Here is a 22,266-nt window from a genome sequence, read left to right as displayed (position 1 = left end):
TCTCTGCCTCTCTTCAGGGTTGCAATATGCGCTGTACTTCGGTCTGCATCTGTTTCAAATTATCCTCTGGTGAGGCTGTACGGGCGAATAATCGGTCAAAACCTTGCAGTACCGCATTATCAATATCCTGCCAGCGGATATGTCCCGGAATCAGACGGGCTTTCGGCATCTCATTAATGACCGCCTGCACGATATGCTCTTTGCTTGGGTTGTTCGGCTGCTGGATGAAAGCGTCGGAGTTCAGCACCGAAGTACGCGCAGGCACAAAGTACGTCGCAGTCGCCTGAGTTCCCTGTTCACTGGCAAAATACTTCAGCAATTTCTTCGTCTCCTCCGGGTGCTTGCTATCGTTGAACATGGCATAGCCCGCTTGCCCCAGCATCGGTACGCTGCCCTGTGAGCCGGACGGCATAGGTGCAATACTCCACTTAAAATCCTTGATCTCCCTTGCTTTGGACACATAGCTGTAGTTATCGAAGAACATGCCCACATTACCTGCATCAAAGCTTACCTGCTCGCCCGCTTTCGGATGGGATTCGTCGGTAAACATCATGCGCTCCAGCATGGCAAAGGTCTGTACTCCGTAATCGTCATTCCAGGTAAACGCTGTCATATGTCCGTTGAACGGCCCGCTTCCGTTAGACCAGGAGTAGGAAGAAAGCACGGCCCAGGTCTTCCAGTCCCGAAAAAAGTTAGCCCCATAGATGCGATTCGCCGCATCCTTGCTGGTTATCGCTTTGGCCGATGCCTCGAACTGCTCCCACGTCCACTCGCCTTTGGCAGCCAGCGTATTCGGATCGGTCAGCCCAGCCTTGTCGAAGAGCGTTTGATTATAAAACATCACTACTGGCGGTGTGGAAAACGGCAAGCCTAACAGTTGATCTCCCTCACGGAAGAGATCCAGCGTGCTGGGAATGTAATCGTCCAGCTTGAATTGTGCGTCATCCTTGAACGCCGACACGTCGGCCAGGATGTGATTGGACTTGAACTGCGGTATCATGCGTTCCGATACCCAGGCCAGATCAGGAAGCGAGCCGCCAGCGGCAAGCACCGATATTTTCTGCTGATAATCGGCAAAGGGTACCGATTCCATCGTTACCTTGATGCCCGGGTTCTCTTTGGTAAAGCCATCAATGAGCTTGTTGTACACATCAATGTGTGCCTGGTTGCCCCACATCATGAATTTCAGCTCTACCTTGTCTTTCTCTCCGCCAGAGGCGTTCGAACCCCCGCCCGTATTGGTACTTGTGCACCCGATTAGAGCTGTGATCATAAGCGCGAGAATCAGCATCAGTCCTGCCTTTTTCATCGAAATCCCCCTTATGGACGTTATGGTATTCCTGTGCCACCCCAGTATATCGAAAGCGCTGCTTGCTCCTAAATCACGTCAGTTGCAGAAATGGTACGGAATTTTAAGAGGTTTTTTCGTGGCTCCTAACCCTGCCCTCATACAGCATCTGTCTAAATGCTTTCGATACCTTGCTCTTTGCTCTTCCAAACTCTTCAAACCAAGAGGCAGTATGCTAGTCCTAATCTCTTATCTTTACTCTCTGTTTCTCACTACTCCCCACGCTACACATCATATCCGTCACGATACTCCCCTGCGGTACATCCCATCTGCTGTTTAAAAACCAACATAAAATGTTTCGGACTCTGATACCCGGATAACCGGGCAACGTCATAGATTTTGAGTCCGGTGTTGGCCAGCAGCCATTTCGCCCGCTCCATTCGTGCCTCCGCGATATATTCGGAATAGTTGATGCCCGTCTCGGTTTTGAATAACTGGCTCAGATACGTCGGGTTCAGATTGACCAGTGAAGCAACCGTCTGGAGCCGCAGATCACCATCGGGATGCTGGTGGATGTGCTCTTTCACGCTACGAATAATTTTGCGAGGTTCCCCGTGTTCCGGGTTGGCTGTGCCAGAGGTTTCGGGGATGGGAAGTGTGGAGAGACCATACCTACGGTCCAGCAGCGATTGTATTTTTTCCAGACATTTCACCAGTTCATGACGTTCGATTGGCTTCAAAAGATAACTTAATACCCCGTGTTCCATTGCCCTGCGTGCATATTCGAACTCTCCGTACCCGCTGATGATAAGCATCAGCAGCTCAGGGTACATCTCTCTCGCTAATGAAACCAGCGTCAATCCATCCATCTCGCGCATACGGATATCCGTGATTAATACATCCGGCACTTCACAGCGCAGTACCTCCAGTGCCTCGGCTCCGCTTGCCGCTTCCCCCACCACCTGAAACTGAGGGGATGCCTGTACAATCAACTCTCGTAATCCCTGGCGAATCACCGTTTCATCCTCGACAAGCAGTACTTTATACATGCGTATCAATCCCCTTTCCGTTGAAGGTGAATGGATAAGGTCACAACCAGCCCTTGCCCAGGACTGCCATCCACACTTAGTCCGCTGTCTTTTCCATACACCAGGTGCAACCTTTGAGCGATATTTTGAAGCCCCAGACTCTCCCCGGCATGACCATGCAGAATGGGATTAGCGGGTGGATGCACGTTTTTTCCAGAAACGGTCTGTCCAGAGATAGAAGCATTTAACCGATCCAACTCCTCCTGTTCCATTCCTTTGCCGTTGTCCCGGACACTGATGAGCAGTTCCTGATCGAATAAAACGGCAGATACCCAGATCATGCCGCCATTATTACCACCCGTGCTGCCGCCTGCTAGCCGTCCTTCGATCCCATGGCAGATTGCATTTTCCACCAGCGGTTGCAGGATCAGCTTGGGAACAAGACAGTCGTTAACCTCTTCCTCCATGTCATAAATAATCTCCAGTTCACCGTTGTAACGCACTTGCTGAATTCGTACATAAGAATCGACAAACGCCAGCTCTTCCCGCAGCGTCACCATGCGATCTGCCTTATCAATGGTATATCGCAGCAGCCTACCAAGCGCTGTTACCATTGCAGATACCTCGGTATGTCTCTCACGGACAGCCATCATGTTGATCGACTCCAGTGTGTTGTATATAAAATGAGGGTTCATCTGGCTCTGTAGCGCCGACAGTTCTGCTTCCCGTTCCTGAATTTCGAGCATATACACCTCATGGAACAGACGATGGATCTCCTCCATCATGCGGTTAAATCCCCTGCTGATCTGCCCCAGTTCATCACTGCTGTATTGGGTAACCCGCTGGCTGAAATCACCCTGCTCCACCCGATTCATATGATGTTTCAAACGAATAAGCGGACGGGTGACCCTATACGATACCAGTACGGCGAGGATCGCTACAGCCGCCATACAGAGAAGGGCAAGTCCCATCGTAAAGGTCAGCATCTCCCCCGACTCCTTTTGAATGACCGTAATTGGCGTCAGGCTGATCACGGACAACTCCGAATATCCTGAATGATGCCTTACATGGAGGTAGGAACGTCCATCCAGTGCTATCTTCTGATGGTCTGCATAATCCTGAAGCTTTCCATGGGATAACAAAGGAGCATAAGCGGATAACCCGTCTGTAGACGTTTTTTCAAAAATAAGACGTTGCTGGCTATCCACGATCATCAAGCTTGCCTTTTGCTCAAAATTCAGGTTGGATAATAGCTGTCCAAAAGCCTCCAGCCGGATATCAATCAAAATGTACCCCAGCCGCTGTAGCGTTCCCGGATCACGCAACTCTCTGCCCACGGTGATGTATTCCGCTTCCTGACCACTTACGTAGTAGCCGGGAATATGCGGAGGAAGCAAGTGCCATATGCCTTCGGTGCCCCTCAATTCGGCAAACCATTTCTCTTGGCTGCCGTCCCAGACGGGTTTGACCCCAAGGGAGTCCAGATTGGAGAACAGAATGCCGCTATTGCTGAGCAGATGAACGCCTCGAATCTCTGGCCGATCATAGGCTTGAGCGGACGTATACAGCTTCATTTTCTGATAATCATCCGACCTCGCCCACGTCCCTGAACCCATCGCCCCATCGTACTTCCGCAGGATACCTAGAACGGTCTCGTCATAGAGCGGCAAGAGCGACAACCGCTCCATATCCTTGAGCAGCCGGTTCAGATTTGTGTTGATCTGCCGCACCATATCAATGGTGAATTGCTCCGTCTTGCGATCCAGCGTCTGCGAAAAATGGGCGTAGCTCATCACCCCCTGCACGCTAAGCGGCAAGAGCGTCAATGTCAGAAAAAGCACTAGCAGCTTGGTGCGCAGGTTTATGCTTTTTTGAATCGAGCTGAGACCTATGAAATCCCGAATAGAACGAAAACCACGCATGCTTTGAACACGCCGAAAACAACTAGAACAGATCGAACAAATTGCACGGATGAAGTTCCACACCCTTTCTACCCCCTCCTTCGTTTCATTGTATGAGACATCGCTGTTGTTCGATGAAATGGTTCAATCCGTTGGAACCAACAGATGCATCCATTCCGGGTGAATTGAGGTCATCATATCCCGTTTAGAGATGTCGCGACGATCCTGTAAGCTATAGATTTAGTACGAAATTTGAAGAGAAAGTGGATGGAGGACTATTAAGGGGAGTAGTTTGGAGGGCGTGATTTTCTTTCGGAAAACATTAACAAACCGAATGCAATTTTGCAGTCGGCTTCTTTTGGGTCACATCAAAAAACCGACTGCATTAAGCAATCGGTTGTCTCTTCATCATATGTTTATATTGGAAACGATAGTATTCATTGATTAGCTCATCCAACACCATGGACTGCTCGAGGACTTTGTTATCCTGCATGCCATGATTCTCCGCCAACCGACGTAACTTTTGCCTATCCCGTTCAATTCGATCTTTAATCTGCATCGGTTCACCCATAGCATGCACCCCCTCGTTTTATATCATTTTAGGATACATTGCCAAAAAATTCATATTTTTTTCCTTTGCAAAATCAAATGATTGTTTACAAAGGTTTAGTTTCATAAGTTTAGTATTTTTTTAAGTGCCCATTAATCAAAACTACCTACAACATATGGATACGCGATCTTATGTTTTATCCACATATCGTGATCCATCCATCTTCACTAGAAATCACAAACTATGATTTGGATGATCCTTATGTTTTTGTTCCTACTTGATTCAGAAACGCTGAGTCCGGATTTACCCCATCACCCATTTTAATAAATGTCTCATATGATCCGCTAAAGGTGATTTTACCTTGATGAATAAAATGCAGAACACACTGGATATTTGCTATATCCTGCAAGTGATGGTTCGAGACTAGTACAGTGCACTCATTATGGAGTGCAAGCTTTTCGATCCTTTTTAAAATATGATAGCGCATCTCAGGATCGATTCCCGCTAGTGGCTCGTCGAAGATGTACAGTTTCCTCTTCATTAATGTGATTGCCAGAATACACAGATAACGTCTCTCCCCAACAGATAGTTGCCCAAACTGCATATTCCATACCCGCTGTACCAAATCAACCTCAGCTGGACTCATAGCTTCATCTACATAAGGTTCATTATTCACTTCAATACGGTTGGAGTGGTCGGAATACAGAAAAAAACGAAAAAGATCCTTAGCCTTTAAGGTTAGAGGAAATAACAAACCCTGCAGCTGGTAGATGATCTCCTTCTCATCAGGGATACCTTGTATTTCTGGCGGACGTTTAATCACATTCGCGATCAGGTCAAATAAAGTCGTTTTGCCAGAACCATTTTTACCAATGATCATATTCACGGTTTGTTCGGGAAACTCCACATGTAAATGATCCAGATTTTTGCGAGAGGCTTTGGGATAAGAAAAGCTCAAATCTTCAATTTTAATCATAGATCCTCCTGCTATGTCCGATGAGTTCTGGATATGACTTTCACAAACTTGAGTGCGATAAGTCCGCAGGTAACATAACAAAGTGTGATGAAGCTCATGTTGATCAGACTCAAATGTGGGAACGGGCTATCCATAAACCATTCTGCTAGTAAAAAAGTTAGATTCCTTACGTATTCCATAGGGTTGATGAACACCAGAAGTAGACCATACTCTGTTGAATACGCCAGTCCCTTCGCTGATAGAAAAAACATGACCAGTAAGCTCATACTGACCACCGCATTCAGCGACTCCTGCCTTACTGGAAGAAGCATGAGGATAAGCGTTAATAAAATGACCATGACAGACCCCAATATACAGCTTGTTAAAGACACGGCGAGAAACAAAGCAACCTGTCCAAAGCTATCCAGGAATATCACTCCCGATACTAGCGAGAACAGAAGAATGGTTAAGAACAGAAAACCAATTTGGTTCAGAGCTTTTCCCCAGATAATAGGATATTTACTACCCGAGATAAATTTGAACATTTTGAAAAAACCGCTCTCCCTTAAAGAGATCAGATTGGTCGTCACATCAATGGACATCACAAAAATAATATATGAAACAAATACACTGGTTTGGATGTAAAATTCATTGATCTCAGGCCCCTGGGTAAACCATTGATAGTTAAAGATAAAAAAAGCAATGAGGGGAAATAACAAATACCATACGAATGCCACTTTGTTGCTTAACATCATTTTAGTAAACAGACGGAAGTATTCACGAGTTATTTTCAAAAAACAACCTCCAATTTATCCATTGTTACATGTTGTATTGAAAGTTAATGCAGATAAATATATTCCAATTATATAATATTTTTCTAAATATTTTATAGTATTTCTATCAGAAATGTTATTAGATTTAGTCAACTTCTATCAAAAAGATGGATTCATACAATATAGAGCCCAAAGATTGCTATATCTCCTTGAACCATTTTCAAATTTATGTTAATTTAACTACATAGAATTACATAGTAGGTGGTGTATCAGTTGAAAAATGAAATGATTAAGGGATATATCGACGGTATTGTGCTGTCTATTTTGAGTCAAAGAGATGCTTATGGTTACGAAATATCTCAACACATTAATCAAGTAACCGATGGGGCATTTCTGCTCAAGGAAGGTACGCTGTATCCTGCATTAAAGAGGTTGGAGGCCAATTCTTACATTGAAGGCTACTGGGGTGAACAGGAAGGCGGGCCCAGACGAAAATATTACAGGATAACAGATGAAGGCCAACTTCGACTTAAAGCAATCAAAACCTCATGGGAACAAAATACACATATCATTAATATTTTCTTAGGAGGAACGGCGAATGGACATTCAATCCTATTTAGACCAAGTTTTTAAGAAATCATTCTTATCTAGACGAGAGCGTAGCGATTTAGCCGAAGAAATGGCCACTCATTTACACTCGTCCAAAGAGCATCATATGAATGAGGGATGCACTGAAGAACAAGCTACCACAAAAGCTATAGCGTCCTTTGGTGATCCGATCAGCATAAGAACTAAATTGACACAAGAGACTTACGGTCTATCAAGTAAACTGATCCTACAGTTTATAACCATAAGCTTAATTCTGTATTTAAGCTCCCTGTTCGCAGGAGTGGCTCTTCATTATTATGATGTTCATAACAGAGTGATCGAACTTTTCCCTATAGCCTTCATTACACTATGTGCCTTGAGCAGTGCTTTGCTGCTAACTCGCAAAAACATTGATCGTTGGTGTCTATTGTCCGTGCCCATTTTATTTGGATTAGGATATTTGCAGGCATATCTAGGTCTTTTCAAAAATATGTTTGGTGGCCTCGATTCATTTACGCTTTTTGAGAATTTATTTTTTAGCGGCGCTTATGACTTTTCAGGGCGTAGTAGCTTCATGCTTATTGGTGGTCTGATCCTAGCTGTTCAAACACTCATTTTGTTTGTTATCAGCAAGAATATCTACATCTCTTTGATGCCCTTCGCCTTCTCTATCTTGTATACAGTTTCTCATATGATCATTTTCGGATCATATTATCTGTTCTTTGGGGATCATTTTAGTTCATCTGTCACCAATGGATACAATGTTTTTGCCGCCGATAACATTCAACGCCTCTCAGATATTGGTGTGAAATTAGGAATGTGTCTTGTATTGTTTCTCACTTTAATTTCATTGAAGAAGCTGATCTTTAAATCTAAGCTTCAGGCTGGATGAGTTGGAATGACATATAAGATTGAATAAAAAAATAAGCCGCTTGTAATTATAAGAGCTGGCTTATTTTTATTTTTAAACTTCCAGCCCAATTGTATGCTGTGACAATCCAACTGTTCACCACTTTAAAAAATGACCAATTAATGTTAATTTGTAGTATAGCTGTCTAAAAGACCTTTATGGCATGAGAGTCCTTTGTTTCTTTAAAGCAATCCATGTTACTAACAGGAATAACATTGTATACGCTAAGGTAAACAGCATGCTTTTAGTTACAGAATAAATGTTAGGCATATCGTAGAATGATACAATTCCTCCATAAGCAGTATCTCTAAATAAAATAGGGAGCATTGATTTTTGAATGAATAAAGGTAAATACTGTCCTATAGACCAGCTATGGAACACTGATGATTCAATGGTTGGGTAGATAAAACCAACTATGATCCCCGCCATTAAACTTTTGCTCAAAACAGTGATGCACCCTGCAAACATCCCCCACAATAATAGACTTATAATAGAACCTAAAATTTGTAGAGAATAATCTTTAATCGTTATTATTTTCGTGTTTACCAAATCCATCGGAAGATTAAAAACAGCAGGAGTGACATAGCTAAATATAATTCCTACAAGCATTGTCAGCAACATAAACAAAAGTATAAATGTAAATATAGCCATAACTTTTGTAAGCAGCACTTCTAGACGTGTCAAGCCTTGAACCCATAATTGTCTGAGCGTAAAGCTACGGTATTCTATTCCAAATATCAGCGCACCAATGATAGAGATTACGATCGGTCCTAGGGCATTTACAGAAGCCAGTGAATAGGAAATTGCCATTTTGGGACTTAAGATAAATAACATCGCGGATAAAGAACTGCTAGAAGGATCTGAACCACTGATAAATTGATATGTTTGTTCTAGAGAATATCCGCTATTATCCATAAATGCTTGGAATGAGTTTTGAAAATTTGATCCGACACTTATATATGTGTATATAACAAACACCAGGAAGATCACAGTTGACCATATACTGAACGGGTGTTTAATAAGCTTAATGCATTCATTCGTATAGGATTTAATCATGATTTCCCCCCTCTACAAGCTGATTGTAAATAGATTCCCATTCTTGTACATGATTCAAAGAGATCCATTCGTTAATCGAAACATTTTTTTGGCGTAGTGCATCTTGAAAAGACTCAAATTCACAATTTTTATCAAGCGTAATTTTCCAAGAAAAACGATCTAACCTGTTTGCATTCAGTACTCCATCTAGTTCCAAAAGCTGATTCGTGGTAAACTCTGCATTTACTTTTATTTGAATTAATTTTGGTTGCAAACCATTATTATAATCAGATATATCCAATTCTTTTTCAATTCGTCCATTAATCATCATACCAAGTCTATTACAGCAATGTTCTATTACATCCCACTCATGACTCGCTATAACAAAACAACATCCTTGGTTGGACATATCTTGAATTACTTCAACCAACCTTTTATAGGAGTAATGATCGAGTCCATTTGTTGGTTCATCCAAAAGATAAACTTTCGCATTCTTCGAAAGTGCAATAGCTATTCCTAGTCGTTGTTTCTGACCGAAAGACAGCGTCTTCACTTTCTTTTTCATTATTTGTGGTGTAGTCAGATCTAGTTTTTTCAATATTTTCAACGCTCTTTGGGGATCAGGGGATAATAATTGTACATTATCGTTACCAGTTAAATGGGAGTAGAAAGACGTAGGTTGGAATGACATACTCGTTTGATTAAATTGACTTAATTTCTCTTCAATAAAGATATTTCCTGAGGTTGGTGAGAGCAGTCCAGCTAAACTAGATAACAATGTAGTTTTTCCAGAACCATTGATTCCTACTAATGCATAAACATCACCAGCATTGAGTGAAAGTGAAATATTATTTAGTATCAAATCATTTTTAAATTTGATCTTCAAGTTATCTACTTTCAGAATTCTGTTCATATTTAGCTCCTTCCGACTCTCATCCTTTATACCAACAAATACTTGGATAAGGTCATTATATACCCATCCAAGTATTTGTGTTTTTCATATGTTTTCTAACTTATTGAGCAGTTGAGCTACCAGACGAAGAAACATTAATTAGAATACGACTTGTAAATTCTGATCCTCCTGCGTGACCCCATGGTGTAGGAATTCCGCTCTCAAACAATACGCCTTGGTTCGTTTGACCCGATGAAGTATATTTATAATTCCATTTGTTCTCTTCGTCTTTGAAACCGTACAGCGGAGCAGTAGAATTATTTTGCCACAAATTACCGAAGTTTGTTATTTTACCGTCATCCCAAGTCCATTGAGCAAACGCTTCTTGCGTTGCAACTGTAATTCCATACAAATTTTTATAGCTTTTCAGCCAAGAATGAGTTGAAACTGTTGCAAATGTTGAGAATCCATCGTTATTTGCCCCCGGCACTGGGGCTACATACGATTCAGAACCAATAATTGAAGTATCCGGAATTTCCACGTTCTCCGCTGCGAATGTTGGAGCAACACTACCAAATGCTAATCCTGTACTCATAACAGCGACAGACAACATTTTTAAGAATGAATTTTTTTTCATCTTGGAATTCTCCTTTTTTTTGGACTGAAAAACGTTAAAGATCAACCAGCAACACTTCAGAAATATCTATATATCGTTCACCTCCGTTTCCAGAAAAAGAATAAAGAACGTCAATCTTTTTATAAAACTGAAGTACAATATAAATGACCCCCATAAAAACCTTAAAATATTTTGCAAAAAATACTAGAAAAATCTTCTTATGAATAAATAGCCATAAATAATAAATAGAGCAATCGACACTTATTGGAAATTAATACTTACCATCCAATGACTTCAAACAATATCTCACATGTTCAGTTCCGGTTTCTTATTATATGTTCTCTGCAGGAAACTTTATTTCTTCTTTTACCCATGATTTAATATTTTTCGGAATCGTCTTAAAATCAGGTATGCTTAGTTTACTTTTTTAATATTCATGTTCATTCCTAAAGTAAATCGATTATATTCATTAATTAGCTCATCCAATACCATAGACTGCTCAAGCACTTTCACGTTCGGGATTCCATACTGATCTACCAAGCGACTCAACTCTTGCCGACCTTGCTCGATTTGGTCTTTCAAGATACTTAGTTCTCTCATGGCATGTACCCCTCTAGGACATTCTAGAAAAACATTTAATATGAGTAAGCTATTAGTTCATCTCATGACTGCAAGTGCTTTTTAGAACATAATATGTTTTGCATAATATTGTAAAAATAATTCTTTAGAAAAGGCATTGCGCTCTATCTTTTCAAGGAAGTAAACATAAAAAATAGCCTACTGATTACAGTAGGCTAAACTATAAACTCGCTTCTATATAAATATTATCTACTAGTATTTTATATTTATCATGAACTTGATTAGTTAAATGCTCCTTAAACTGCCCATAGAGATTTACACATTTTGAGATCAGAACGTCGTCTTTGACAAAAATACTTAACTCTAAACTTGTTAACAGAGAAACAGCTCCGATTTCAAACCTCTTCTTGTTAAAGTAGTAAAAGGCCAATTCGTAGAATAGCACCACTCTTCGATAATACCAACTCTGTACAGTGTATCTTCCTTGTGAACGTACGTCACTGAATTTAATATCGATTTGAGCTTTAAATCTAATCAACACCTCATCTATATCATATTGATATCTATTTGCTGATTGAAGAATTTTGACCATTGCAGGGAGAATTTCCTCTTCACTATGTTCAATGTAAGTGATGTATTCAGGGATGACCTCTTTTCTTCCCATCATGACTTTATACAAACATTTGTTGAATTTCGCCCACTCTCTGAATTTATGAAGAACTTCATAATCTGCATAAACTTTCGCTTCATTCTCAATGATTTCCTCATATATATCAGTGTATTTTAAGGCTTCTTTGTAATTTTTAGCATAATCACAATAGTTAGAAAAAAGTAAGTTGGCGTAGGCTTTGTATACAAAGAAAGGATATTGAGATTTAGAAACACGCTTTTTAGTTTGTTTCATAGCCAGGTTAGCTCGTCTCTCAAGTTCTTGCGATAAATCCTTCATTTTATTCCACTCATGCAACCCCCAGTAAGCATTCGCCAAATCCTTTATTGCATCCAATTGATAGTCCTGATCTAATCGTTCTATGAAAGGTTCAAACTTTGAAATAATTACTCTGTTTTCTTTTTGGTCAGAACCCATACTAATCAGAAATATACGATACTGGCACATAGCCAAGCGTTCAGAGTGTTGATATTTTTCGCATTCAGACACACATTCATACAAGATAAGTGAAACCTGCTTCAATCCTCTTTTATATAAATCCTCAGCTACTTCAAACAACTCATCTATATACGAATGATCATCTGTCACATGGGTAATGACTTGTTGAATAATATCCAGCTTATCAAGCTCAGCACAACGGTATATAAACGGTTCTAATCGTCTCCAATGGGGTGCAGAATCAATAAAACATTCCACACCATACATATCATAAAAGTACCCCTGTTCCAAACCCATTGCAGAGGAAATCTGGTCTAGTTGGTTCATTGATATAAGCCTAGTTCCTTTGATGATCGCACTTAATGTGCCCACATTAATGTCAGCGATTTCTGAAAATTGCTGTAGTTTATATCCCTTATTCCTCAAGTGATTTTCAATATAGGAACGTATATTGGACATTTTCTTCACCGTCCCTTCTTAGATATTTCATTATCCAAAAGTTGGTGCACTTAACTTTTCTACTACATTTTTGTACCTTCTGATCTGTGTTTCATTGGCTTCGCTCCGATACTCCCCGTACAAATCTAAACATTTAATACACATCAGATCATCTTCACTTGAAGAAGAGAGTTCTAAACACATAAGTAAGGCATCAATTCCAATTGAATAGTTACATTGATTTATTTGATATTTTGCCAACTCATAATAAAAAACCTTATAACCTTGGTTTAACCTTTGATCGTTGTAGCTACCTTTAATGTGCATATCCGTATTAAACAATAAGATCTGTTCTTTAAATCTTTTTAAGGCATAATCAACGTTAAAAGAATATTCATCAGCTGCTTGTAAAATATTAATCAGTCCCGCTAGTATCTCTTCTGGATTGCTCTCAATATAATTCATATACGAATCGATTACATTTTCTTGACCAAGCATTAATTGGTACAACTGTCGATTACCCTCGCCCCATTTTTTGAATAAATTTATTATTTCTTGATCCTCTTCTGTAGGATTCTCGATTTCAATTATCCTCATATACTTGTGCATATACTTTATGGCTTTATGATATTCCCTGCCAGCACTATATACAGTTGATATCATTAAGTTTGCATAGGCTGCATATGTAAAAAGAGGATAGACTGTTAGCCTTCTATTATTTTTTCGCCTACGATATTGAATTTTTAATTGAAACTCTGCTTTCCGTTCCAGTTCCCGTGACCATGTATCGACCTTGTCCCACAAATGTATCGCATTATACAAGTTTACCAAGTCTTTAATTGCATCCAATTGCACTTCTTCATTTAATTTATCAATATATTGTTCAAGCTTAACCGCTGCTTTGAGATTATCATATTTACTCAGTGTTTTATGAAGCAGGAAGATACGGTACTGGCAAAGGGCCAACCGCTCCGAGTGTTGATATTTCTCACAGTCTGCCACACATTCAAATAAAATGAGCGCAGATTCATTCATACTTTTATTATAGAGACTCTCTGCCACAATAAATAACTCATCAATATAGGATTGATCATCTGTCACATGAGTAATGACTTGTTGTATAATATCTAGCTTACCTAGTTCAGCACAACGATATAAAAACGGTTCTAATCGCCTCCAATGGGGCGCAGATTCAATAAAACATTCCACACCATACATTTCATAAAAGTACCCCTGTTCCAAACCCATTGCAGATGTGATTTGGTCTAGTTGATTCATTGACATAAGTCTGCTTCCTTTGATAATCGCACTTAATGTACCAACATTAATATCAGCCATTTCTGAAAATTGCTGTAGCTTATATCCCTCATTTTTCAAGTAATCTTCAATATAGGTACGTATATTGGACATGTCTTCATCGTCCTCCCCAGATGTTTTACTATTGAAAAGTTGGTACACTTAACTTATCTATTAGTTTTGTATACTGCTCTTCCTGGGTCTTACTAGCGAAATGTCTGTATTTTCCGTACAAATCAATGCATTTGATACACATCATGTCGTCATTACTTGAGACAGATCGTTCGAAACTAGTAATTAAATGTTCGATCCCCTGCTGGATTTGGTTTTGACTTAATCTGTATTTTGCTAGTTCGTAAAATAAGCGTATATATCTAAGATTCAATGTCTCCTCGTTGTATGTTCCCTTTACATAATTTTCTACTTTTTATGTTATTTATATGAGTTTTAAATTTATCTAATGCCCTGTCAATATCGTATGAGCACTGGTTAGCAGCCTTCACAATATATACGAATGCTGTTAAGATTTCTTTTGGATTGGCATTTAGGTAGCTTAAATAGTCATCTAAAATATTGAAATCGCCCAACAATAATGTATATAAATATCGATTGCCCTCAGCCCAGCCCTTGAATCGCTCTATCAATTCTCGTTCTTCCTCTGTCGGGTTTTCAATTCCATTCATAATATCCTCATAAACATCTGTATACTTCAAAGCCTTCTTGTATTGTTTACGTCTTTCGGCTACAGTTGCCTTTAACAAATTTGCATAAGCTCTATAACTAAATATTGGGTAAAATGAGACTCTTGGTTTGGTTTTCCTCTTGCCGGAGCGGAAGTTTAGTTGAAACTCAACTCTTTGTTCCAACTTTTCAGCCAAATCTAATACTCTATCCCACACATGTATAGTTGCATAAAGATTTGCTACATCCTTGATAGCATCTAATTGTAATTCCTCATTCAATTTATCAATATATGGTTCAAACTTTATTGCCGCTTTAAGATTATCAAATTTGCTCAATGTTTTCTGAAGCAGGAAAATACGGTACTGGCATAGGGCCAACCGCTCTGAGTGTTGATATTTCTCACAGTCTGCAACACATCTGTATAAGATAAGAGCAGCCTCATTCATTCCTTTACCATAGAGACTCTCTGCAACCCCGAATAACTCTTCTATATAAGATCGATCATCCGTCACATGAATAATAACTTGCTGTATACTATCTAGCTTACCAAGTTCAGCACACTCGTATAGGTATGGTTCCAAACGTCTCCAGTGAGGTGTAGATTCAATAAAGGACTCTACCCCATAACTTTCATAAAAATAACCTTTTTCTAATCCCATTGCTAAAGTAATCTGATTTAGTTGGTTCATAGACATCGGTCTGCTACCTTTAAGAATTGCACTTAATGTCCCAACATTAATTCCAGTAATATCAGAAAAATGCTGCAACTTGAGATCGTTCTCTCTCATGTATTTCTCAATATGTATTTTTATCGTAGGTACCGATTCCACGATCTCACCTCCATTACCTAAATCACTTAAAATTCAATAACATATAATAAATGTTATTTTAATCCTGTATTTTACATTGGTCAATCTATGAAAAGACAAAAAAGCTTACTCTCATTACTTGAAAGTAAACCTCTTTGAACATTTTAAAAATTTCTCTAGTAGTTATAAACTACCCCCACCATGAACAGAAAGCAATGAATACAAGGTTGATTCACTATCAAAATAACCCAGACTAGTTATATTAATAAAAATGAAGCTAAGCAAGATTAAATACAGGATTCTCTTTTTTTTCATAAGATTTCTGAACTCCCATCATTATAAGTTTGTATTGATGTTCTATTTCATTGGTACTCATCGTTCTATACTTTTCATATAATGAAATGCAATGAATAATATCAGTTTGGTTCTTTAATTTAACTGACTCTTCTAGGCAATGCATAAGTTGCTTTAGTCCCTCAGGATATTCGCATCGATTCAAGTGATAAATTGAACGCTCTAACAAGAAAGTAGTATACATGTCGAGTTTAACCTGCTCAGTATATCCACTTAAATGCGTTATTTCTAAACTAATTCGATCGCTGAATTTACACAAAATCTCATCAATATTCTTATCAAACTTGTTAGCTGTTTCTAAAATATTAATCATTGCAGGTAGGATTTCTTTTTCATTTCTCTCGATAAATTCCACGTAAGCAGGTAAAATGCTGTGGTCACCCATCATCAATTTATATAAATAAGTATTAGCTTCCGTCCAGCCCGCAAATTTATCAATGTAAATCTGATCTTCTTCATCCGGTTCCGAAATGTTAGCAAGTTTGGCATATATCTCTGTATAGATTAATGCCTCCTCATAACGTCCCTGTCTCTCACATGCAGATGATTTAAGCAAATTGGAATAAGCTCTATATACGAACAAAGGATAGGAGGTGAGTCTATCGCTTTTTTCTATTTTTTTCTTTGTATATGACTGCAAAATTTTCGTTTTTTGATCTAACTCTTCTGCCAGATCAAATACCTTGTCCCAATACCTTAAAGCCAGATACGTATTCGCCAAATCCTTAATCGCATCCAGCTGCCTCTCCTCATCCAACCGATTAATATACGGCTCGAAGTGCACGGCGGCACGGAGGTTATCATGTTGATTCTGGCCTAGCGAGAGGGTAAAAATGCGATACTGGCAGAGGGCCAGGCGCTCGGAATGCTGGTATTTCTCGCATTCGGCTACGCACTCATATAACATCCGGGCAGCTTGCTGCTGACCGCGCTCCAGCATACCTTCGGCCATCTCGAATAGTTCAGAGATATAGGAGCGATCGTCCGTTACCTGCTGAATGACCCGCTGGATGCAGTCCAGCTTGTCCAATTCTGCACAGCGTTGCAGGAAAGGCTCAAGCCTTCGCCAGTGTGGAGCCGACTCTACGAAGCACTCCGCACCGTACGTCTCGTAGAAGTAGCCTTCCTCCAGATTCATGCCCTGGGTAATCAGATCAAGCTGCGCCATGGCGATGGGGCGTGTTCCCTTAATAATGGCGCTAAGCGTTCCAGCGTTCACTCCCGATATATCTGCAAAATATTGAAGGGTATATCCCTGTTTCCTGATGTAATCTTCAATCGTTGAGCGTATCGTAGTTGCAGGTTCCATGTATCCCACCTCCACAATTAAAATCCAAAAATTTGAATTTATATGATTAGACCAATTTTAATCCTAAATTTTACAGTGGTCAATAACAATCGTGGCAATAAATTTACATTTTTATGCAAACTCCAAAACTTCTATGTCTCCAGCTTGCCTTCGCCCCGAATTGCTTATAGAAAAAATCCATTAGAAGAATGGACAGGAACGTGATACAGTTATTCCAACTTCGATATCCTACTATTTCCATAGGATTATACAACACGGACAGACACTTTTATACAAGCAAGGGAGTACATTCAATGAAATTTGCCTTGTTTAGCCTCATGATGAATCTACCTAATGCCGTCACAGGGGAAGTTTTGACGACTCAGCAGAAATTCCATAACATCCTGCAGCAGGCTCAGCTCGCTGAGCGACTGGGGTTCGACGCCTATGGCATTGGTGAGCGACACGGCGCACCTTTTCTGTCTTCATCGCCGCCCGTTGTGTTAACAGCGATTGCTGCGGCTACCTCACGGATTCGTCTGCTGACCACGGTTACGGTTCTCAGCATTCTTGATCCGGTTCGGGTTGCCGAGGATTACGCTACGCTGGATCAGTTATCGGGTGGACGACTGGAGCTGATTATCGGCAAAGGCAATGACCCGCGTCATTATCCGCTGTTTGGCATTCGTGAAGAGCAGCAGTGGGACTCTCTGGATGAACGCTACCATCTGCTAAAGCGGCTATGGTCGGAAGAAAATGTCACCTGGGAAGGCATATACCGCCCTCCACTTGATGGAGTGACAACGTGGCCGAGACCCCTTCAAAAGTCCATTCCGATCTGGCATGGCAGTGCGTCCAGCACGTTATCTACAGAACTGGCTGCCAAATACGGTGAGCCGCTGTTTACCTCGAATTCTTTTCACCCTCAGGCCAAATACAAAGCTTTGATCGACCACTACCGCGAGCGCCTCACTTATTATGGTCATGATGCACAACAAGCTGTAATTGGTTCTGGTGCTGGCAGCCTCTATCTTGCGAGCACGGGCGAAGAAGCCATTCGCCGCTACAAGCCGTACTATGAAGCATTTCATGCTACCGCGGCGGCACAGCATAATCAGTCTCCTTTTACGGATCTGGAGGATAACATCGCCCGCGGCCCGGTTCTGATCGGCAGCCCGGAGCAGGTGATCGCCAAGATTCTGGATTATCATGCCGCTTACGGGCACCAGGTGCTCAGTATAAGCGTTGACGGACTCACGCATAGCGAGCAGCTGGAGCAAGTGGAACGTTTTGCTACAGAAGTGGCTCCTGTATTACGACGTGAACTGCCAAGTTCAGTGTGGAATGATCCCCCCGTTTTAAACGAGCACGAAAATTCCTTCATCCCCAAAGCGACGGACACATGGCCCACTGCCATCTCCCCGATCTTCCAGGTGTAAGACTTCGTTTGGCCACGCAGTAACCGTATCCCCGGGTAATTCGGTCTTTCTCCGCTTTGCCCTCTTCCTTTTCCTCTTCTTCTCTACCTTCATTGATCCCATGTTAGCTATCACTTCTTGCTATGCCTCAGACCCGATGCCTTTAAATACGGTACTTAGCAACAACTCCACAAATGTCTCATCGATCGGCTCCCCTGTAACCAGCATTCGATACCACATAGGTCCGTAAATCATGTCGATATACAGCCCAATGTTCTGGACCTCCTTCAACTCGCCACGTTTCACACCTTTCTCCAGAATCTCCCATGCTTCGCGACGGCGTGGCCGGATATATCTGCTTCGGGTTTCCTCTGCAAGAATCGGATCAGACTGACCCTCTCCAATAATCTGTGTAATGACCTTCCCTTCATCACTTGTCAAAAATTGAACCAGGTTCCCTACATGTATACGTACATCCTTAAATACAGACCCGGTATCCGGCACAGGCAATCTCGCTGTTAATATGGACATATATCCGTCCAGCATAACAGCGCCTTTGCTTGGCCACCATTTGTAGATGGTTGCTTTGCTTACCTGTGCACGTTCGGCAATTTTCTCAATCGTCACCGCGGCGAACCCATCCTCCAGCAGCAGTTCATAAGCCGCGGCAAGAATGGCATTCTGGGTTTCCATGTTGCGCGGACGTCCTCTTTTTGCAGTCATTGCTGACCCTCCATTGTCATCATCTATATAAGCTCAACTAAAGCATTTTCACAACCACTTCAAGGACAAAATAACCTTCCATTCGCTGTTATCCCAAATAAGAAATACGATACGTTCATTATACTAAAATGCAGCGTCAATATACATTTTAAGCTCCCGGCAATGTCATTATATTTCCGTCATCTTTATGTAAAATCACTTTGTTCTGTAACTATCTATTTACAATACTAAACGTATCGTATATTATTTAGGTATAATTAGTAAACGAAACGTTCATTAATTAAGCCTACACATATAATTCTCAGTGAAAATTGTAATTGAATCATAATCATACACTTTTATTGGAGGTTGATCTTATGGATACCAAATATCCTCATTCCAAACAAAAACAAAGTACTAACCAGACTCAGACGACCGTGCCTGCCTGGATTATTTTTCTGCTCGCTGCATCCTGCGGTCTGATCGTAGCCAACCTGTATTATGCTCAGACTGTTCTTGGGCCAATCAGCAGCACTACAGGTCTCTCGTCTGCCGCAGCCGGATTAATCGTAACACTGACACAGATTGGATATGTCATTGGTCTGCTGTTCATCGTGCCGCTCAGCGACATCATTGAAAATCGCCGTTTAATGGTTCTGTTTCTCATTGTACTTGTAATAGCGCTGATCACCGCCACCTTCTCCACCAGTGCTTTCCTCTTTCTGACGGCTTCACTGCTCATCGGCATCGGTTCTGTCGTTGCTCAAATTCTGGTGCCATATGCTACCTACCTGACTTCCGAAGAGCAACGCGGGCAGGTGGTTGGAAATGTGATGAGCGGTCTGCTGCTTGGCATTATGCTCGCACGCCCTGTCGCCAGCTTTATTACCAGCGTGTTCGGCTGGCAAGCGGTCTTTGCATTCTCGGCCGTGGTGATCGCATTGCTCATGTTGCTACTGTCGCGGGCACTTCCAGCCCGTCAGCCTGATCCGAACCTGACTTATGGACAATTGATTATCTCCCTCGGTACACTGTTTCGTACCCTGCCGATGTTACGGCGTCGCGCGTTCTATCAGGCCAGCTTGTTCGGTGCATTCAGCCTGTTCTGGACGACGGTGCCTCTGCGGCTCGCAAACGACTTTGGCCTGTCGCAGCAAGGGATCGCCTGGTTTGCTCTCGCCGGGGTAGGCGGCGCTATTGCGGCTCCGATCGCCGGAAGATGGGCAGACCGCGGTTATACCCGAGTGCTCACCGGAGCCGCTATGATCATTGCCGCAGTCTCCTTTGGTCTGGCGTATCTGTTCCAGAGTCATTCCACAGCGGCCTTGATCCTTTTGGTCGTGGTCGCCATTACGCTGGATATGGCTGTTTCCGGTAATCTGGTGCTGGGTCAGCGTATCATCTACTCCCTTGGAAACGAGGCGAGAGGACGTGTGAATGGCCTGTTTATGTCGATCTTTTTCATCGGTGGTGCCATCGGTTCTTCGCTTGGTAGCTGGTCATATGCCCATGGCGGCTGGAGCCTCACGACGCTGATTGGTCTGATCATGCCACTGCTCGCGCTGCTATACTATTTCACGGAGAAAAAGATCACGGCTGTAAGCAGCACATAACCTGTATCTGATCTGTACTTGCACCTGCATCTTCATCACCATATACAGAGCATTCATCTAAAAAATGCTTCCTATACAAAGCAAGGGCAGAGGCCATCCATAGGATCGCTTCTGCCCTTCTTGTTATTTTCGTAGCCCTTATGTTTCATACCCCGCATCGACAAGCTGTTCTGTCCTCCGCTGGTCTCCGGTACTCTGCTCCGTTCTGTTCCGTCCCAGCCAGGCGCGACAGCCTGCTTGTTGCAAATGTACCCCTGCTGTACTCCATTTAAAGCGTATCCCCAAACCTGCCTTATTTCATTACATTATTTCATCACACTATTTCATCACACTGAACTTCTTGGTCGTCGCGCGAACGGACTCGTCTTCTCCCCATACAATGACACCAACGACTTTGGTCGCCTCCAATGTCATCGATGCAATTTCACTTGCATATTGTTCAAAAGCGTTATTCAGGGACTGCCCTGTCTGTGTAAAAACAAGATGTTTCAATCCGTCCTGATTCTCAGCACAGGATTTGGCCAGATTGATCAGTTGATTCTCCCCCGCCTTCAGAATAACGGTGCTATAGCGGATGCCAGCATGCTGAATGCCGCTCTGGTCCCGTACAGGCTGATCGGCATATAACTCCGGTTCGTTCAGGGCAGCTTGTCCCATAAGCAGCGCGGCCACATTGGCTGCGGCTCCTTGCTCCAGATTTTTATCCAGTATAATTGCAATTCTCTTCATACGAGTGCATTCACCCTCTGTGGTTTTTTCGTAAAACATACCCATGGCATTTGAATGCCTTCACGCAACACTTTATACGTTACCAGTCCGTAATGATCCGCACAGAGCTGGTTCGTGAGCGCAATGGAGGTCTCTGTATTCAGCATAACCTGCCTGCAAGCTTCCGGGTTGGATGATACTGTGCTGTTCTCTCTATAGGCAATATTCAGTTCAGATAACAAGTATGTAGTTGCCGGATGATGAAAAATCGTATCAATCTGCTCTGGACAAGCGGCGTGGAAGCCGGACAGCACCAGTGCAGGGATCTTCTCTACAAAACTTTCGGACACAACCAGATCTGAATCCATAATGAAACTGTTCAGCTTGGGATACGCTCCAGGCACCAGCAGGCAGGAAATCGCACCGGATTTCAGGTCTTCTGCAGCCGCTTCGAATTCGGGGTATGGCTTAATCATATCAGAATTATCCATTTTTTTCGCAATATGCATGCTGCAAGTCAGGAATCCTTCATCGTCACCCAATGTGCCCAGTATGGCATATTTCTCTTTATTTATATCCATTTATCTCCATTACCTCCCATTTATTTTCCAATTCGGTACGATACTATACCAAAAAAATCCTGCTGTCAATTAACACTTCAACGCAACAAAAATATGTACAATTGTGCATAAAATTTTACAAATAATGTATTGAAAACGGAAAATAATGAGCT

The 22,266-nt window shown here is 41.7% G+C and carries 21 protein-coding genes; 4 read left to right on the top strand and 17 right to left on the bottom strand.

Translation table 11 applies throughout. The features are described from left to right. Positions 1-13: 13 nt before the first annotated feature. The 6 genes from Q9R46_RS20415 to Q9R46_RS20390 all read right to left on the bottom strand — a co-directional run bounded on the left by Q9R46_RS20415 (position 14) and on the right by Q9R46_RS20390 (position 6,516). Positions 14-1,309, bottom strand: coding sequence for an ABC transporter substrate-binding protein (locus tag Q9R46_RS20415; protein WP_311281548.1), 1,296 nt, complete (start codon positions 1,307-1,309; stop codon positions 14-16). Positions 1,310-1,572: 263 nt separating this feature from the next. Next, a complete protein-coding gene (locus Q9R46_RS20410; protein ID WP_311281547.1) occupies positions 1,573-2,337 on the bottom strand; it encodes a response regulator transcription factor in 765 nt (254 codons plus the stop codon). Between the two features lie 5 nt (positions 2,338-2,342). Continuing rightward, positions 2,343-4,238: a sensor histidine kinase gene (locus Q9R46_RS20405; RefSeq protein WP_311281546.1), complete on the bottom strand. Its 1,896-nt coding sequence runs from the start codon at positions 4,236-4,238 to the stop codon at positions 2,343-2,345. Positions 4,239-4,602: 364 nt separating this feature from the next. Then, positions 4,603-4,788: an aspartyl-phosphate phosphatase Spo0E family protein gene (locus tag Q9R46_RS20400; RefSeq protein ID WP_221790891.1), complete on the bottom strand. Its 186-nt coding sequence runs from the start codon at positions 4,786-4,788 to the stop codon at positions 4,603-4,605. 238 nt (positions 4,789-5,026) lie between these two features. Continuing rightward, complete coding sequence (locus tag Q9R46_RS20395) at positions 5,027-5,743, bottom strand: ATP-binding cassette domain-containing protein (protein WP_311281545.1); 717 nt, start codon at positions 5,741-5,743, stop codon at positions 5,027-5,029. Positions 5,744-5,754: 11 nt separating this feature from the next. Beyond that, positions 5,755-6,516, bottom strand: a complete 762-nt coding sequence (locus tag Q9R46_RS20390) for a hypothetical protein (RefSeq protein WP_311281544.1) — start codon at positions 6,514-6,516, stop codon at positions 5,755-5,757. A 243-nt stretch (positions 6,517-6,759) separates the two neighbouring features. Between Q9R46_RS20390 and Q9R46_RS20385 the strand changes: the two genes are divergently transcribed. Continuing rightward, positions 6,760-7,128: a PadR family transcriptional regulator gene (locus Q9R46_RS20385; protein ID WP_397386397.1), complete on the top strand. Its 369-nt coding sequence runs from the start codon at positions 6,760-6,762 to the stop codon at positions 7,126-7,128. Beyond that, positions 7,094-7,975, top strand: a complete 882-nt coding sequence (locus Q9R46_RS20380) for a permease prefix domain 1-containing protein (protein WP_311281542.1) — start codon at positions 7,094-7,096, stop codon at positions 7,973-7,975. Before Q9R46_RS20385 ends, Q9R46_RS20380 begins: the two co-directional genes overlap by 35 nt. Before the next feature lie 174 nt (positions 7,976-8,149). Here Q9R46_RS20380 and Q9R46_RS20375 read toward each other — a convergent pair whose 3' ends face one another. From Q9R46_RS20375 to Q9R46_RS20340, 8 genes are all read right to left on the bottom strand, one after another. Then, positions 8,150-9,049: an ABC transporter permease gene (locus tag Q9R46_RS20375; RefSeq protein ID WP_311281541.1), complete on the bottom strand. Its 900-nt coding sequence runs from the start codon at positions 9,047-9,049 to the stop codon at positions 8,150-8,152. After that, the gene (locus Q9R46_RS20370) at positions 9,042-9,941 is read right to left on the bottom strand and encodes an ATP-binding cassette domain-containing protein (protein ID WP_311281540.1); all 900 of its coding nucleotides are present in this window, start codon (positions 9,939-9,941) and stop codon (positions 9,042-9,044) included. The genes Q9R46_RS20375 and Q9R46_RS20370 overlap by 8 nt, the downstream gene beginning before the upstream one ends. A 100-nt stretch (positions 9,942-10,041) precedes the next feature. After that, positions 10,042-10,557, bottom strand: a complete 516-nt coding sequence (locus Q9R46_RS20365; protein ID WP_311281539.1) for a hypothetical protein — start codon at positions 10,555-10,557, stop codon at positions 10,042-10,044. 393 nt (positions 10,558-10,950) lie between these two features. Further along, on the bottom strand, positions 10,951-11,136 hold the full coding sequence (locus tag Q9R46_RS20360) for a Spo0E family sporulation regulatory protein-aspartic acid phosphatase (protein WP_311281538.1): 186 nt from the start codon (positions 11,134-11,136) through the stop codon (positions 10,951-10,953). Positions 11,137-11,335: 199 nt separating this feature from the next. Continuing rightward, entirely contained in the window at positions 11,336-12,682 is a 1,347-nt protein-coding gene (locus tag Q9R46_RS20355) for a helix-turn-helix domain-containing protein (RefSeq protein WP_311281537.1), read from the bottom strand. A gap of 30 nt (positions 12,683-12,712) precedes the next feature. Next, complete coding sequence (locus tag Q9R46_RS20350; protein WP_311281536.1) at positions 12,713-14,071, bottom strand: transcriptional regulator; 1,359 nt, start codon at positions 14,069-14,071, stop codon at positions 12,713-12,715. A 260-nt stretch (positions 14,072-14,331) separates the two neighbouring features. After that, a complete protein-coding gene (locus tag Q9R46_RS20345) occupies positions 14,332-15,471 on the bottom strand; it encodes a transcriptional regulator (protein ID WP_311281535.1) in 1,140 nt (379 codons plus the stop codon). A 256-nt stretch (positions 15,472-15,727) separates the two neighbouring features. Beyond that, complete coding sequence (locus tag Q9R46_RS20340) at positions 15,728-17,113, bottom strand: helix-turn-helix domain-containing protein (RefSeq protein WP_311281534.1); 1,386 nt, start codon at positions 17,111-17,113, stop codon at positions 15,728-15,730. 293 nt (positions 17,114-17,406) lie between these two features. Between Q9R46_RS20340 and Q9R46_RS20335 the strand changes: the two genes are divergently transcribed. After that, positions 17,407-18,531 carry an LLM class flavin-dependent oxidoreductase gene (locus Q9R46_RS20335; protein WP_311281533.1) on the top strand — a complete coding sequence of 375 codons (1,125 nt, stop codon included), beginning with the start codon at positions 17,407-17,409 and terminating at the stop codon, positions 18,529-18,531. A 120-nt stretch (positions 18,532-18,651) separates the two neighbouring features. On the opposite strand, the gene Q9R46_RS20330 is transcribed toward Q9R46_RS20335, so the two are convergent. Next, positions 18,652-19,233: a TetR/AcrR family transcriptional regulator gene (locus Q9R46_RS20330; protein ID WP_311281532.1), complete on the bottom strand. Its 582-nt coding sequence runs from the start codon at positions 19,231-19,233 to the stop codon at positions 18,652-18,654. Positions 19,234-19,589: 356 nt separating this feature from the next. Between Q9R46_RS20330 and Q9R46_RS20325 the strand changes: the two genes are divergently transcribed. Then, entirely contained in the window at positions 19,590-20,825 is a 1,236-nt protein-coding gene (locus Q9R46_RS20325; RefSeq protein ID WP_311281531.1) for an MFS transporter, read from the top strand. Between the two features lie 318 nt (positions 20,826-21,143). Here the strand turns inward: Q9R46_RS20325 and Q9R46_RS20320 are convergent, their stop codons facing one another. Then, complete coding sequence (locus Q9R46_RS20320) at positions 21,144-21,554, bottom strand: DUF2000 family protein (RefSeq protein ID WP_311281530.1); 411 nt, start codon at positions 21,552-21,554, stop codon at positions 21,144-21,146. After that, positions 21,551-22,114 (bottom strand): hypothetical protein, encoded by a 564-nt coding sequence (locus Q9R46_RS20315; protein WP_090918912.1) that lies wholly within the window; start codon positions 22,112-22,114, stop codon positions 21,551-21,553. Before Q9R46_RS20315 ends, Q9R46_RS20320 begins: the two co-directional genes overlap by 4 nt. Positions 22,115-22,266 lie beyond the last annotated feature (152 nt).

The sequence above is a fragment of the Paenibacillus sp. RRE4 genome, assembly GCF_031844205.1.
Classification (GTDB): domain Bacteria; phylum Bacillota; class Bacilli; order Paenibacillales; family Paenibacillaceae; genus Paenibacillus; species Paenibacillus xylanexedens_B.
The sequence above is the reverse complement of the archived record's forward strand: the minus strand, read 5'-3'. Positions and strand labels throughout refer to the sequence as shown.